This window comes from Cetobacterium somerae ATCC BAA-474 (genome assembly GCF_000479045.1).
GTDB classification, from domain to species: domain Bacteria; phylum Fusobacteriota; class Fusobacteriia; order Fusobacteriales; family Fusobacteriaceae; genus Cetobacterium_A; species Cetobacterium_A somerae.
Map to the genome: position 1 here is coordinate 21,902 of NZ_KI518213.1, position 15,140 is coordinate 37,041.

The window sequence follows — 15,140 nt, forward strand, 5'->3', positions numbered from 1 at the left end:
TTATTTCACCTCTTCTAATTCTTTTATTGCTTCTATGGCAATCTCTCTATCGTCAAAGTGTATCTTTGTCGTTCCTAAAATTTGATAAGTTTCATGCCCTTTACCTGCTATCAGTATTATATCATCTTTTTCAGCTTTTAAAACTGCTTTTTTTATTGCTTCTTTCCTATCAATTTCCACTATATAATTTTTATTTTTAAATCCTTTTACTATATCATCTATTATTTTATTAGGATCTTCTGTTCTTGGATTATCCGAAGTTACAATTACTAAATCACTATATCTCTCACTAACCTCTGCCATTACAGGTCTTTTTATTCTATCTCTATCTCCACCACAGCCAAATACAGTTATTATTTTACCATTAGTTTTTAAATCAGTAACCCCTTGTAAAATATTTTCTAATGCATCTCCTGTATGAGCATAATCTACAACTACTTTAAACTCTTGTCCTGCTAAAACTGGTTCAAATCTACCAGGAGCCCCCTTTATTTCTCTCGCTCTTTCTTTTATTACATCTAGATTTATATTTAATATTTTTCCAACTCCAATTGCTGCTAATAAATTGTACATATTAAACTTTCCTAGCAATGTTGGATTTATCTCTTTTATCAACTCAAGGTCTAAATCAGCTTTTTCTTTTAAAGAGTATGTCATTCCTCCAAACTCCTTATATATTCTTCTACCATATTTGTCATCTATATTGATTACACCATTTTTTGAATCTTTTAATTTTTCAAAAAGTATTTTTTTAGCATTAAAATAGTCTTCCATATCTTTATGATAATCTAAATGCTCTGGTGTTAAATTAGTAAAAACAGCTACATCAAAATCTAGCATATCTACTCTTCCACTTGTTAATCCATGAGAACTAACTTCCATCACCAAATATTCTAATCCTTTATCCACTGATTTTTTACACATTTTTATAATATCTAAAGACTCTGGAGTTGTATTGGGAGCTTCTATTATCTCATCTCCAATTTTATATTCTACAGTCCCTATTCTAGCAACCTTACTTTCTCCTAAAATTTGCTCTATTAAATAGGTTGTTGTTGTTTTTCCATTTGTTCCTGTTACACCAATTATTTTTAACTCTTTTTCTGGATTTTTATAAAAATTAGATGCAATTTTTCCTAATTTTCCTCTTAAATCTTCTACTAAAAAATATCCTATTCCATCTTTTAGTTCTGTTAATTTTTCTGATATAATTATTGCTGATGCTCCATTTTCAATAGCTTTATCGATAAATTTATGTCCATCTACTAAAGCTCCTTTTAACGCAATAAATATATCTCCTTGCTTTATCTTTCTCGAATCATACTCTAAGTTTCCATTATATATATCTTTTTCTGCAAATTTTAATATTTTATAATCTACACCTTTAAATAATCTCTCCATATTCATCCCTCGCTATATATTATTCAACTTATTATAACACTTTTCAAAAAAAAACAATATATACTTAAAGTAAAAAACAGAGGAAAAAAATCCTCTGTTTTCATATCTATTATTTAGCTGGAGTATAAACTCCTGAATTTAAAGCATTTTTTATTGCTGCTCTTACTTTTGTAGCTCTTACTGTAGCTCCTGCACTTTCAATATCTCCTGGAGCGTATAACGTCTCTATTCCTTCATTAACATTTTTTCCTGTTATAGCTTTTAATAAAGCCTCATATTGATCTTTATTTTTTGTTAAATCTTTATTTTTTAAATAATTTTGCTCTTTATAGAATAGTGTTCTAAATTTTGGATTTTCAATCTTATCATCTTTTAAATCAAATTGAATTTCTACTTGAGTTTCTTGTCCTGAAACAAATACTCCTCTATAAGTTCCGTTTCTATATTCCGCTCCATAAGCTACCGCACCAATTATTGTTAATAACATTAAAAATTTTTTCATATTCCCTCCTCAACCCGTTTTTAATCTATTTTAAACTATTAAAGTATATTTTGTCAATTAATTTTGATTATCAAATAATATCCCATGTTATAGTTTTGTGACCTTTTTCTTTTAGTATACTATTTATAGTTTTAAAGTGACCACATCCAAAAAATCCTCTACTTGCTGATAATGGACTTGGATGAACGCCTTCAAGAATTATATGATTTGGATTTGTAATATATTTCTTTTTATCTTTAGCATTATTACCCCAAAGAACAAATATTACTTGCTCTTTTTTTTCATTAACTTTTTTTATAACTTCATCTGTAAATGTAGTCCAACCTATTTTGCTATGAGAATTAGCTTCACCTTCCCTTACAGTTAAGCTAGCATTAAGAAGAAATATTCCTTGTTTAGCCCAACTTTCTAAACATCCACTATTAAAGGTTTCTCCCTCTCCTTCATTAACTATCTCTTTATATATATTTCTCAAAGATGGAGGTAATGAGACTCCTTTTTTTACTGAAAAGGCTAATCCATGAGCTTGTCCTGCACCATGGTATGGATCTTGTCCTAATATAACTATTTTTACATCTTTATAGGGTGTTAACTGAAAAGCTGTAAAAATCTCTTTATTTGGTGGATATACTGTTTTTTCTAAATACTCTTGTTTTAAAAAATCTTTCATTTTTACAAAATATTCTTTTTCAACTTCATCTTTTAATATTTCATCCCAGTCATTTCCTATTTTTAACATATAAATCTCCCAATTACTTTTTATCTAAAGTTAATGATCCACACTCTTTAATATATTTTTTCATTCCACAAGCTGAGCATTGCTCTCTACAATCAACTGTTAAAGCTTGTTTCTCACTTTTTTCTAGTTCTCTTATGTAAAACTCTTTACTAACTCCTGTGTCTACAAGGTCCCATGGAAGAACGGCATCTAAATCTCTTGCACCTAAATAATCTTTTTCAGATATATTCAACTCTTCCATTGCTTCTTTCCAAATAGAGAAATTATCTTTGTAGTCATCTAGTTTTGCACCAATTTTGAATGCTGTTTCTATTAAATCAGCTGTTCTTTCATTCCCTCTTGAAAGGAAACCTTCTAAATAAGATTTTTTAGGTGGATGCATTCTTAACGTTGCTCCCTTCATCCCTCTAAAAGCATCCCTTAACATCCCTTGCTTTCTTTCTGTTTCCTCAACACTCATCTGCTCATGCCATTGATAAGGAGTATGAGGTTTTGGTACAAAATTTGAGACACTTGCTGTTATGTTAACTCTTCTTCTTATTGTTCTACATCTATATGTAACCCTTTTCACTAGCTCATATATCGCCATAACATCTTCATCTGTTTCAAATGGTAATCCTATCATAAAGTAAAACTTTAAATTATCCCAACCAGCTTTTACTGCTGCTTCTGCTGTTTCTATAATTTGTTCCTCTGTTACTCCTTTATTAATAACATCCCTCATTTTCTGGCTTCCAGCTTCTGGAGCAAATGTAAATCCAGTTCTTTTTCCACCACTAATATTTACAGCTACATCAACAGAATGAGTATTCATTCTAAGAGATGGTAGTGAAATTGCTAAATTTTTATTCTCATATTTTTTTTGTAAACCATCTATTAAAGAGCTTATTCCTGTATAATCACTACTACTTAAAGATGATAATGATATTTCAGAATAACCTGTATTGAAAAGCATATCCTCTATTAATTCCATATTCTTCTCAAGACTTCTTTCTCTTACAGGTCTATAAACATATCCTGCTTGACAGAATCTACATCCTCTAGTGCATCCTCTTTGAATCTCCACTGAAGCTCTGTCGTGAACTATTTGAATATATGGTACTAATTGCTCAGAATATGATGGTGTATTGTCTATATCTTGAACTATTGCTCTTTTTATTCTTTTTACACCTTTATGTAATTTAGGAATATAAACTCCTTCGAAATCTTTTATAGCTTCAAGTTTTTCAGCCTTTGTTTTTCCTGCAAGAGTAACCAATGTTTGAGCTAACTTTGTCATAGTTTCTTCTCCATCACCAATTACAAAGAAATCTAAAAATTTCTCCATAGGAGTTGGATTCATCATACATGTTCCTCCTGCCATTATAAGAGGATGCTCTTCTCCTCTTTCATCAGCATGCAATGGGATGTTGGCCAAGTCTAAGGCATTTAAAACATTTGGATAACACATCTCATATGATAATGAAAAACCAACAACATCAAAATCTTTTAACTCTGTTTTTGTCTCTAAAGAAAACATTGGAATATTATTTTGTCTCATTAAAGTTTCCATGTCTTCCATTGGAGCAAATCCTCTTTCTAAGTAAAAATTATCAACTTTATTCATAATTGCATAAAGTAATTTTATTCCTAAATTAGACATTCCCACTTCATAAATATCTGGAAAGAATAAACACATTCTAGCCTTTACTGAATCTAAATCTTTATGAAAACTATTTATTTCATTTCCTAAATATTGAGCTGGTTTTTCTACTGACATTAAATATTTACCTATATCTACTCTCATATCTCTCCTTTTATTCATCATCAATTTTTTGAAAAATTTTCATTTCATTTTCCACATCAACTTTATGATGATCTCTACATAATTTTGCTACATCTATATTGATATCTTTTAATATTTCAAAAGCATTTTCAGAATGTTTTTCTAGCTTTTTATCTCCAATTAAAACTTTTTTTATTCTTTTTAAAAGACCTGTATTACCTTTTCCACAATCATGTAGTAATGCTAATTTTAAATAATTTTTATTATTTTCTAAAATTTTATTTTCACTACATTTTTTATAAACTAAAAATGAATGCACTTTATCGTACTCTCTCATCTTACTAAAAACCTTATATTCTTCTGCTGAAAGCACCTTTTTTATCTCTTCTTCATTTTTTTTATTAAATTTCAAAAATATATATCTATATACTTGCTTTAGTCTAGAAAGCATTTAAATCTCCCTTATTACTATATTTCCAAATTCTTTTCTTAAGGATTTTATATTTGAAGCATTTTTTCCTATTACTTCTCCTTTTTTTTCCTTTTTTACATATAATATTGTAATTTCATCATCAATTGTTTTCTCTATTTTTTCAACTCCAGATATTTTAAGATTATCACATGATAGTATCATCTTATTCATTAACTCTTCTTTTAGATACACATTTTCTAAAGTTAAAAATTTTCCTGGAAAAGTTTCAACTTCTCCAGTTAAAATATACCCTGCCATATTTCTAACTTGTTTAGGCATAAATGAATTTCCTATAAATTTTAATACTCCTTTTTCATAGGTAACTTTAACTGTTCTCTCATGTTCTTTTAGTTCTAATCCTTTCTTATCTGTAAATTTACTTACATCATAAGTTCCACTTATTTCTAAAAGAGTTTTTTCTATATCTTCTATTGATCTTTTAACTCTTTTTTTAGGATATCTATAAATATACTCTCTCTTTTCCACATATTCTGGAAATGATAAATTTGGAAAAGTCTTTTGTACCTTTCTTATAAAAATAGACTCCTTCATTTTTTCGTTAAATTTAAATATTATTTCACTTAAATCACCAGTAAAATTACTACTTACATATAAAAGATTTCTTTCAGCAGAAACTTTAGCATCTGTTCTTCCACCCTGTTGAATTCCTTTTGCCCAAGTAAATCCTAGCTCATTCATTACTTTTCTAAATTCACCTTTTACAGTTACTTTTCCTGCCATTTCATCAAAAGAATGAAATTTTTCTCCATTATAAAAAACTGTAAATATATATCCCCACTTATCAGTTTTTTCAACACCTCTAAAATTCATTACTCTCCTCTTTTTCTAACAATATGGCATCTTCTACATCTTGCTTCATAGCTTTCACTAGCTCCAACTAATACAATAGGATCATCCTCATATGCTGGCTCTCCATCAACTAATCTTTGAGTTCTTGATGCTGGATTACCACAACAAGCACAAATAGCATTAAATTTATCTACATATTCAGCTTTTGCCATTAGTCTATCCATTGGTTTGAATGGTTCTCCTCTAAAATCTTGATCTAATCCAGCTACAACAACTCTTTTTCCTTGATCTGCCAGTTCTTCACAAAATTCAGCTACATCCTCACCAAAAAACTGAACCTCATCTATTCCTATAACCTTTACATCTTTATATTCTTTTTCTATTATCTCTCTCATCTCTTCTACTGTTGAAGCTGGTACAGCCTCGATAAAAGCCTGACTATGAGAAGCTACTTTTGTATCATCATATCTATCATCACTTGAATGTTTAAAAACTAAAATTTTCTGATTTGCATATTTTGATCTTCTCATTCTTCTAATTAACTCTTCACTTTTTCCTGAAAACATACTTCCAGTTACAACTTCTATCCAACCCATTCCTTCTGTTAATAATAAATGCATTGTATTTTTTCCTCCATCACCAACTATTTTTTATCTATTTTCTATTATAACATAATTAACACATCAAAACAAATCTATAAATCTCTTCAAAATAAAAAAGTAGCCATGATAGCTACTTTTAATTTATCTATTTTTCGTCTACATATCCTAATTCTTTTAAGAATGGTTTTTTCTTTCTCCAGTCATCTTTTACTTTTACCCAAAGTTCTAAGTATATTTGAATTCCTAATAGACTTTCTATCTCTTTTCTAGCTTCAATTCCAATCTCTTTTAGCATTTTACCTTGTTTTCCAATTATAATACCTTTTTGAGAGTCTCTTTCTACATAAATATTTATATCAAATTTATCTTTTCCATTATCTCTTCTAGTTACATTTATAATTTCAATAGCTACAGAGTGAGGAATTTCATCTCTTGTTCTTTCTAATATTTTTTCTCTAACAACTTCTGTTATTATTCTATATGTAGGCATATCTGTATACATATCATCTGGATAATATTTTATTCCATCTTCTAAAAATGGATCTAGCGCTTCTAGTAATTTAGGAACACCTATTGCGTATTGTCCTGCAATCTCTACAATAGCGTCAAAATCACCTAATTTTTCTGCTATTTCCTCTCTTTTTTTCACTAACTCTTCATCAGTTATTTTATCTATTTTATTAACTATAAGTATTCTTGGTGTTTTTTTTGCTTCTTTTACTTTTTCCCATACAAATAAATCACCAGTACTAATCTCTTGAGAAGCATCAATAACCATAGCTATAACATCTACATCTCTCAATACTCTTAAAGCACTATTTGTCATATGTTCACCTAACAAATGTTTTGGCTTATGTATTCCTGGAGTATCTACAAATATGTATTGATTCCCATTAAAATTTAAAATACCTTTTATTGTATCTCTTGTTGTTCCTGCCTTATCAGAAACAATAGCAACTTTTTCATTTACAAGTTTATTTATTAATGTAGATTTTCCTACGTTTGGTCTACCTACAACTGCTATAAATCCAGCTTTCACTTTTAATCATCTCCTATTCCTATTTTAAAATACTTCTCTTTTAAATCTAAAAAAAACTGCTCTTCATTAGTTTCATCATTACATTTTACCATAGTTTTCAAAGTATTTCTCAACATATTTGGAGTTATCTCTCTCTTAATACCGCATTTCTTTCCTAATGAGATAAATCTAGCTCTAAATGATTGTCTACTAAATCCATAAAACACAAGATTACTACTACCACCAGCTAAGTATGTTCGAGTTTCTTTTATATAGTTTTCAAGTTCTTTTGAAAGTTCATCAGATATTCCTATCCTCTCTCCTTTTTCATCATTAAATATAATTTTATATGAAACTAACTCTAAATCTGATACCTTTATTTTTAGAATGTCATTAATGGATAAATTAGTTTCTACTAAAAGTTTTATAAGTAATTTATCCCTTGTACCTTTGTAATCTTTTCCACAAACATCTAAAATATTATTAATCTCCCATAACTCTAAAGTTTCTAACTCTTTTTCTGGAGCTTTTTCAATTATTATTCCTTCTGAAGGATTATCATTTATAAATCTTTTTTCTAAAAGATATTTATAAAATGTTTTAATTGTACTTACCTTTCTTATTATAGAATTTGGTTGATAATTATATTTTAAAAACTCCACATACTTTAAAATATCTTCTGTTTTTATATCTAAAAGATCTTTTTCTATAAAATTTTCAAAATCTTTTATATCACCATGATATAAATCAAGAGTTTCTTTTTTTAAACTTTTTGAATCTGCTTTATATTTAATAAAATTTTCTAATAGCTTCATTATGCATCACCTAATAGTTCTTTAGCATGTTCTATTACTGCTTCAGATATATTTTTTCCTGCTAACATTCTAGCAATCTCTTTGACTCTTTCATCCTCGTCCAACTCTTTTACCTGTGTTATAGTTTTATTATCTAAAAGTTTTTTTTCTATATAAAATTGTTGAGTTGCCTTTGCAGCTATAGCAGGTGAGTGAGTTATACTCATAACTTGTGTTGTTTCTCCTATCTCTTGAAGTTTATTCGCTATCTTTCTAACAGTTTCACCACCTACACCCGTATCAATCTCATCAAAAATTAATATTGGAATATTGTCCACTTTAGAAAAAATAACTTTTATGGCTAACATTATTCTACTAACTTCTCCACCTGAAGCTACTTTCCATAGAGGCTTTAGCCCTTGTCCAACATTTGTTGATATCATAAACTCCACTTGGTCTATTCCACTTAAAGTCATTGATGTTGATTCTTCAAATTCAATTTTAAAGTTTGCATCTCCCATATTTAGACCTTTTAATTCATCTTGGAGATTTTCTTCAATAATTTTAGCCTTTAATTTTCTTATATCACTTAACTTTTTAGCTAAAGTATAGTATTTTGTTTTAGCTTCGTTTCTATCTTTTTCTAATTTTTTTACTTGAAAACTATTTTCATCCAATAATTGAAGTTTTTCATCGATTTTTTCTCTGTATTGAAGTATCGTACTAATGTCATCTCCATATTTTGATTTTAAACGATTTATTGCGTCAAGTCTTGAAATAACTTTTTCTAGTCTCATATCATCTGCTTCTATATCATCATTTAAATCTCTAATAGAGTCCACACAATCTTGTAAATCATAATAAACTCTCTCTAACCGTTCTAAATTCTCTTGAAATTCTTTTCCATATTTTGAGATTGTCTCTAAATTTTTTCTGCTATTATAAATTATATTTAAAGCATTTTTTTCTCCATCTTTTAATATATTCTCTGTTAATGATAGCTTTTCCTTTATTTTTCCTGCATGAAAAAGTTTTTTATACTCTTCTTCAAGTTTTTCATCTTCTCCATCCTTCAAATTCACCTTGTCAATTTCTTGAAGCTGAAACTCATAAAATTCCTTTTTTTCAAGAGTTTCTCTTTTATTTTTTTCCACATCTTGAATTCTTCTCTCTAAACTCGAATATTCATTATAAATAACTTCTAATTGTTTTTTTATAGCAATTCCATCATCACCTAAAAATCTGTCTAAAAGTCTTAGATGGTTGCTTTTATTTAAAAGCATTTGATGAGAATGTTGTCCTACAATATCAACTAAAGTTCCCATTATCTCTTTCAAACTAGACATTGGTACTCTTATGTTATTTACAAAAGCTTTTCCTTTTCCATTCTTATCTATATGTCTTCTTACAATAACTTCATTATCTTCAGCTTCTATGCCTAACTCTTTTAATTCAGCTTCTTGTTCCTCATTAACTGCAAATACACCCTGTGCTAAGAGATATTCCTCTCCATCTCTTACCATATCAGCACTGGCTTTTTCTCCTATTAAAAGATTTATTCCACTTAAAATTATTGATTTCCCTGCTCCAGTTTCTCCAGTTAAAACAATCAATCCATTTTTAAACTCTAAATCTACTTTTTCTATTATAGCTAAATTTTCAATTTTCAACTCTTTTAACATAGATTATCTCCCCACTTTAACTTATCTCTCAAAATCCCATAGTAATCTCTATTTTCTGGCAAAATAAGATTTATTTTTTCTTGAGAATAATATACCAATATATGCTCTTCGTCTTCTATCTCTCTCTCAATTTCACCATCTACTATTATACAACCTTTTTGCCCGGGTTTTAAAGTTAATATTAACCTTTCATCGCCACTTATTATTATAGGTCTTGTTGCCAAATTATGAGGAGCTAAAGGAGTTACAACTATTGCCTTTATTTGCGGCATAACTATTGGTCCACCAGCTGAAAGAGAGTACGCCGTAGACCCTGTTGGTGTTGCAACTATTATTCCATCTGCCTTATAATCACATATTTTAGTATTTTCTGTGTTCATAGATATATTTAAAATTTTTGAGCTAGCCATTTTTTTAGAAATAACAATCTCATTTAACACATCTATTTTTTCTCCTTTTATAACTATCTCTAAAAGCTGTCTACTCTCTTTTCTTACTATTCCTTTTAAATAATTAATAAAAGTAGGTTCAAACTCATCTATTTTTATTTCTGTTAAAAAGCCTAAAGAACCTGCATTAATTGCAAAGATATCTATATTTTTATTTTTTATTAGCGTTTTAGAAGCTCTAAGTAGAGTTCCATCTCCTCCTATAACAACAGCAAATTTTGCTTCTAATACATGAGTTTCAGGAACTATCTCTATATCATTTTTCAAAAAAAACTCTGTTAGTTGATGATATAGTTTTACTGCTTCTTTTTTATCTTCATTGTAAATTATAGTTCCTTTCATTATTCCTCCCTTAAAATAGATTTTCTGGATTTATTGGCTTCAAGTTAAATCTTACCTCATAGTAAAGATTTGCTTTACTATCAGTATTTAGACCTAAAACTCCAATATCTTGTCCTCTTTGGACTTGCTGATTTAATTTTACTCCAACAGCAATTAAGTTTCCATATACACCGATTGTATTATATCCATAATCTACCATAACCACATTGTTAAGTCCTTGAAATTTATCAGCATAAATTACTTTTCCACTTGTTGCAGCTTTAACTCTAGTTCCCATTTTTCCTGCTATTTCGATACCATTACTAACAACTTCACCATTCTTCTTTTCCCTAAATTTTACAACTATAGTTCCTGAAATAGGTCTTTGAAATTTTCCAAGTTTAAGCACGGCTGTATCTAATTTTACATTTTTAGTTGTTACACTTCTTGCCTTTATAATTCTTTCAATTTCTTTTTCTATGTTTTTCTTCTGAATCTCTAACTTACTTATTGTTTTTACATGAGTAGTTTTTTCTTGATTCAATCTAGTTATCAATCTATTTTTTTCTTGTTTTTTTACCTCAATCGATCTTCTATTAGAATCTAATTTTCTTTTAAGTATTGTTAACTTTTGTCTATCATTCTCAATATTCTTTTTTACTTGTTCTATTGAAGTTTGAACATTTTTTATATGTTCCATGCTTTCTAAATCTCCATATAAAAGTCTTGAGAAACTTCTTTTTGCTATACTTCTATCCTTTGTATTACTTTCTAAACTAGATTTTCTAGTTACCTCTATCATCTTAGCTTTATACTCTGATTTTTTTCTATCTAATGCTTTACTACTTACATTTAAATTTAATCCACCATATTCAATATTTCTATTAACTATTTTTATCTCTTCTTGAAGCTTTTCTGCTTCTTTTTCTATATCTTTAATTTCTGAGTTTATATTTTCAATCTGTTTTGCAATACTTATTTTTTCAGAGTCTATATGTTCAATCCTACTGTTTTTTTGCTTTATTTCGCTCTCTATTTTTTTCATTTTATTTTTTAAATTATCTACACTATCTCCAAATATAAAAGTTGAACAAATAAAAAAAATCATTATTCCTTTCATAATTAAACCTCATCTTTTTTTAGCTTACCTGTTGATTTCCAAGCTAAAAACAGAAGTATTAATGTTGCTACAATTTCAATTACTATAATTTGTTTAAAACTTTGAAGTATTAATGTTGATAAAATTTGCTGATATTTCTCTCTAAGAATAACGTATATATTAAAAAATATCATACCTCCAACTAAAGCACTTCCAAAAAATGGTATTAAATTTTTATTTCTAGCTACAGAAAAATTTTTCCTATTTTGAGGAGCTTTTATTGCAAAAATCATATAATCTCTAATTATAACGCCTCTTAAAATAGTTGTTATTGGATAATACATTCCTAGTGATAACGCCAAACAAATAAATAATGACATATTTGCAGCACTAATTTTTCTTTGAGTATTTTGCAAAAATTGACTATCTATATATATCTCTCTTACCATCGGATTTACATCTAGCAACTCTTGGATGGCATGAAGGTTTTTTTCATCTTTAAAATATACAATTATTGAATTCGGTAGTGGATTTTCGCTTTTAGGTATAACTATTTCCAATTCTTTTTGTAAATTTCTAAAAGCTTCCTCTTTCGATAAAAATCTTGTTCCCTTAACATTTTCATTTTCTATAAGAAACTTTTCAAACTCTTGTAGTTTCTCTTTTGAGTTATCATTTTGTAACTCAATAGTAAAAAAATAATCACTCTTTAATATTTTCCCAATAAAGTAGCTATTAGAAGATAATGAAATAAATATATTAAATATAATAAAACTTAATGTCAATGCTATAAATGTTCTTGCCCCTTTTCTTCTTTCCATCTCTTCTCCCTAATTAAAATATAGAGGCCAGTTTAACTCGCCTCTATACTATATATTTTCTATAAGTTTTCTTTTATCACTGATATTAATTTCGTTGCCGTTAATTCATACTTTTCTAATAATTCTTCAGCTTTTCCACTTTGACCAAACACATCATAGATTCCAACTTTTTTAACTAATGTTGGATGCGTCTCTGATAAGAACTCTGATACTGCTGATCCAAGTCCACCTATTACAGAATGCTCTTCAGCTGTTACAATAAATTTTGTTTCTTGAGCAGCTTTTAGAACTGTCTCTCCATCTAAAGGTTTTATTGTTCCTACATTTATTACTCTTACTGAAACTCCTTCAGCTTGTAGCTTTTCTGCTGCTTCTAAAGCTCTTGCTGTCATAAGTCCTGTTGCTAATATTGTAACATCAGTTCCTTCTTTTATAGTATTTGCTACCCCTATTTGAAAATCATATGAATCATCAAATAATACTGGCACATCTAATCTTCCCATTCTTATATATACTGGTCCATTATACTCTGCTGCTGCAAATATCATTTTTTTAGTTTCTGTAGCATCTGCTGGTGATAATACTACCATTCCCGGAATACTTCTCATTAAAGAGATATCTTCAACTGATTGGTGCGATCCTCCATCTTCTCCTACTGAAATTCCTGCATGCGTTGGAGCTATTTTTACATTTAACTTTGGATAAGCTACTGTATTTCTTATTTGCTCAAATGCTCTTCCTGCTGCAAACATCGCAAAAGTAGAAGCAAATGGTATTTTTCCACATGTAGCAAGTCCAGCTGCTGTTCCAATTAAATCTGCTTCAGCTATTCCAACGTTTATATGTCTTTCTGGGAATGCCTCTTGAAATAGATTTGTTTTTGTTGATTTTGTTAAGTCTGCATCTAAAACAACTATATTATTATTTTGTCTTCCAAGCTCTACTAATGCTTCTCCGTAAGCCTGTCTTGTAGATTTTTTCATTATTTCATCCTCCGAATTTATTATATCTCTGATACTTTCTCTAGCTCTGCTATCGCTCTTTCTGTCTCTTCACATGTTGGAGCAACTCCATGGAATCCACAAACATTTTCCATAAATGATACTCCTTTACCTTTTACAGTTTTAGCAATAATTACTGTCGGTTGCCCTTTTGTTTCTCTCGCTTTATCTAAAGCATCAAATATCTCTTGGAAGTTATGTCCATCAATCATAATTACATTCCATCCAAAAGCTTCCCATTTTTTATCTAGAGGCTCTACACCCATAATTTTATCTACATTTCCATCTATTTGAAGATTGTTTGAGTCAACGAAAGCACATATTGAATCAAGCTTAAAGTGTGCTGCTGACATTGCCGCTTCCCATACTTGTCCCTCTTGTAACTCTCCATCTCCCATTAAAACATAAGTTCTATAGTTTTCTCCTGAGATTCTAGCTGATAATGCCATTCCATTAGCTACAGATAACCCTTGTCCTAAAGAACCTGTTGATATCTCTATACCTGGAAGTTTTTTCATATCTGGATGACCTTGTAAAGGTGATCCGTAAGCTCTTAAAGTTCCTAAAAGTTCTCTATCAAAGTATCCTCTTTCAGCTAAAGCAGAGTAAAGTACTGGAGCCGCATGTCCTTTTGATAAAACAAATCTGTCTCTTCCCTCCATTTTTGGGTTCTTAGGGTCAATATTCATTTCTGAAAAATATAGTGCAGTTACTATATCTGCAGCAGATAGTGATCCTCCTGGATGACCTGATTTTGATTTACAAATCATTTGAACAATGTCTTTTCTAATTTTAGTAGCTTGTTCTACTAAAAAGTTAATGTCTCTCATTTTTTCTCCTCTCAATCCTTTTATTTAGTTAAATTATATTAAAAATTAACTTCTTTTGTCAAGTTAAGGTCCAGGATTTCTATAAATTTTCATGTACTAAAATAGGATTTTAACTTTTTCAAATATTAAGTGTACAATAAAAGTGATAGAATTGCTTATTTCATCATATTTTACTGCACTTAAAAATACACAAACTCCTGCAAAAAAGGTAAATGGTCTAAAAAATTTTTCTTCTTTTTTTATATTTTTTACAATTGTGTACACTCCTAATAAAGTCAAAATCAAAACTTCAATATAAGTTTGGGAATATTTTATTGATAAAAAAATACAATATATTCCTGTTAAAAAAATAAATCCCTTACTTCCTTTTACGCCTAAACATATTCTACAATATGGAAAATATATTAATGCTCCCCTTGACCATCCCTTTGGAAAAAAGTCAAAAATCATATGCAATCCCAATGCTAATGCAAAACCCATTATTGAAAATCTAAAAACTTCAACATCTTTTTGAGTATTGTAAAAATATATCATTATCCAAAGCATTATTGGACTATGAGTTAAAATATTTCTATGCTTTATCTTCAATTTAAAATCCCAATCGGGAAATTTTAATCCTATTAAAAAAGACATCCAAATTAATATCAGTCCTATGAAACTCATAGATTCAAAAACTTCAATAACTTTTGTAAAATCTATTATCATGCAATATCCTTTCTATTTTTTCATATTATATCATATTTTTTTAAATGAAAAAATAAAAAAGAGAGTTAAGTTTTAAACTTAACTCTCAATATTTTAATAAGTAAGATTACTTAGTAATTTCTGCAACAA

16 protein-coding genes are annotated in these 15,140 nt (G+C 28.8%); all 16 read right to left on the reverse strand.

Translation table 11 applies throughout. The annotated features are described in order from the left end of the window. The 16 genes from HMPREF0202_RS15440 to HMPREF0202_RS13240 all read right to left on the reverse strand — a co-directional run bounded on the left by HMPREF0202_RS15440 (position 1) and on the right by HMPREF0202_RS13240 (position 15,011). On the reverse strand, positions 1-1,401 hold the full coding sequence (locus HMPREF0202_RS15440; protein WP_040407580.1) for a UDP-N-acetylmuramoyl-L-alanyl-D-glutamate--2,6-diaminopimelate ligase: 1,401 nt from the start codon (positions 1,399-1,401) through the stop codon (positions 1-3). A 109-nt stretch (positions 1,402-1,510) separates the two neighbouring features. Beyond that, positions 1,511-1,903, reverse strand: coding sequence for a hypothetical protein (locus HMPREF0202_RS13170; RefSeq protein ID WP_023051214.1), 393 nt, complete (start codon positions 1,901-1,903; stop codon positions 1,511-1,513). A gap of 70 nt (positions 1,904-1,973) precedes the next feature. Beyond that, positions 1,974-2,642, reverse strand: coding sequence for a uracil-DNA glycosylase (ung, locus tag HMPREF0202_RS13175; protein ID WP_023051215.1), 669 nt, complete (start codon positions 2,640-2,642; stop codon positions 1,974-1,976). Positions 2,643-2,655: 13 nt separating this feature from the next. Further along, positions 2,656-4,428, reverse strand: a complete 1,773-nt coding sequence (locus HMPREF0202_RS13180; protein WP_040407583.1) for a TIGR03960 family B12-binding radical SAM protein — start codon at positions 4,426-4,428, stop codon at positions 2,656-2,658. 10 nt (positions 4,429-4,438) lie between these two features. Further along, positions 4,439-4,858: an HD domain-containing protein gene (locus HMPREF0202_RS15155; protein WP_023051217.1), complete on the reverse strand. Its 420-nt coding sequence runs from the start codon at positions 4,856-4,858 to the stop codon at positions 4,439-4,441. Beyond that, entirely contained in the window at positions 4,859-5,710 is an 852-nt protein-coding gene (locus HMPREF0202_RS13190) for a KH domain-containing protein (protein ID WP_023051218.1), read from the reverse strand. Continuing rightward, a complete protein-coding gene (locus tag HMPREF0202_RS13195) occupies positions 5,710-6,309 on the reverse strand; it encodes a thymidine kinase (protein WP_023051219.1) in 600 nt (199 codons plus the stop codon). The genes HMPREF0202_RS13190 and HMPREF0202_RS13195 overlap by 1 nt, the downstream gene beginning before the upstream one ends. 127 nt (positions 6,310-6,436) lie before the next feature. After that, on the reverse strand, positions 6,437-7,330 hold the full coding sequence (gene era, locus HMPREF0202_RS13200; protein WP_023051220.1) for a GTPase Era: 894 nt from the start codon (positions 7,328-7,330) through the stop codon (positions 6,437-6,439). A gap of 2 nt (positions 7,331-7,332) precedes the next feature. Next, the gene (locus HMPREF0202_RS13205) at positions 7,333-8,124 is read right to left on the reverse strand and encodes a tyrosine-type recombinase/integrase (RefSeq protein WP_023051221.1); all 792 of its coding nucleotides are present in this window, start codon (positions 8,122-8,124) and stop codon (positions 7,333-7,335) included. Continuing rightward, positions 8,124-9,785 (reverse strand): DNA repair protein RecN, encoded by a 1,662-nt coding sequence (gene recN, locus HMPREF0202_RS13210; protein ID WP_023051222.1) that lies wholly within the window; start codon positions 9,783-9,785, stop codon positions 8,124-8,126. The genes HMPREF0202_RS13205 and recN overlap by 1 nt, the downstream gene beginning before the upstream one ends. After that, the gene (locus tag HMPREF0202_RS13215) at positions 9,779-10,576 is read right to left on the reverse strand and encodes an NAD(+)/NADH kinase (RefSeq protein WP_023051223.1); all 798 of its coding nucleotides are present in this window, start codon (positions 10,574-10,576) and stop codon (positions 9,779-9,781) included. The genes recN and HMPREF0202_RS13215 overlap by 7 nt, the downstream gene beginning before the upstream one ends. Before the next feature lie 10 nt (positions 10,577-10,586). Beyond that, a complete protein-coding gene (locus HMPREF0202_RS13220; protein WP_023051224.1) occupies positions 10,587-11,675 on the reverse strand; it encodes a murein hydrolase activator EnvC family protein in 1,089 nt (362 codons plus the stop codon). A 2-nt stretch (positions 11,676-11,677) separates the two neighbouring features. Then, the gene (locus tag HMPREF0202_RS13225; RefSeq protein WP_023051225.1) at positions 11,678-12,475 is read right to left on the reverse strand and encodes a cell division protein FtsX; all 798 of its coding nucleotides are present in this window, start codon (positions 12,473-12,475) and stop codon (positions 11,678-11,680) included. Between the two features lie 59 nt (positions 12,476-12,534). After that, positions 12,535-13,461, reverse strand: coding sequence for a transketolase family protein (locus HMPREF0202_RS13230; protein WP_040407586.1), 927 nt, complete (start codon positions 13,459-13,461; stop codon positions 12,535-12,537). A gap of 17 nt (positions 13,462-13,478) precedes the next feature. After that, positions 13,479-14,306, reverse strand: a complete 828-nt coding sequence (locus tag HMPREF0202_RS13235; RefSeq protein ID WP_023051227.1) for a transketolase — start codon at positions 14,304-14,306, stop codon at positions 13,479-13,481. Between the two features lie 96 nt (positions 14,307-14,402). Further along, the gene (locus HMPREF0202_RS13240; RefSeq protein WP_023051228.1) at positions 14,403-15,011 is read right to left on the reverse strand and encodes a hypothetical protein; all 609 of its coding nucleotides are present in this window, start codon (positions 15,009-15,011) and stop codon (positions 14,403-14,405) included. Positions 15,012-15,140: the final 129 nt, after the last annotated feature.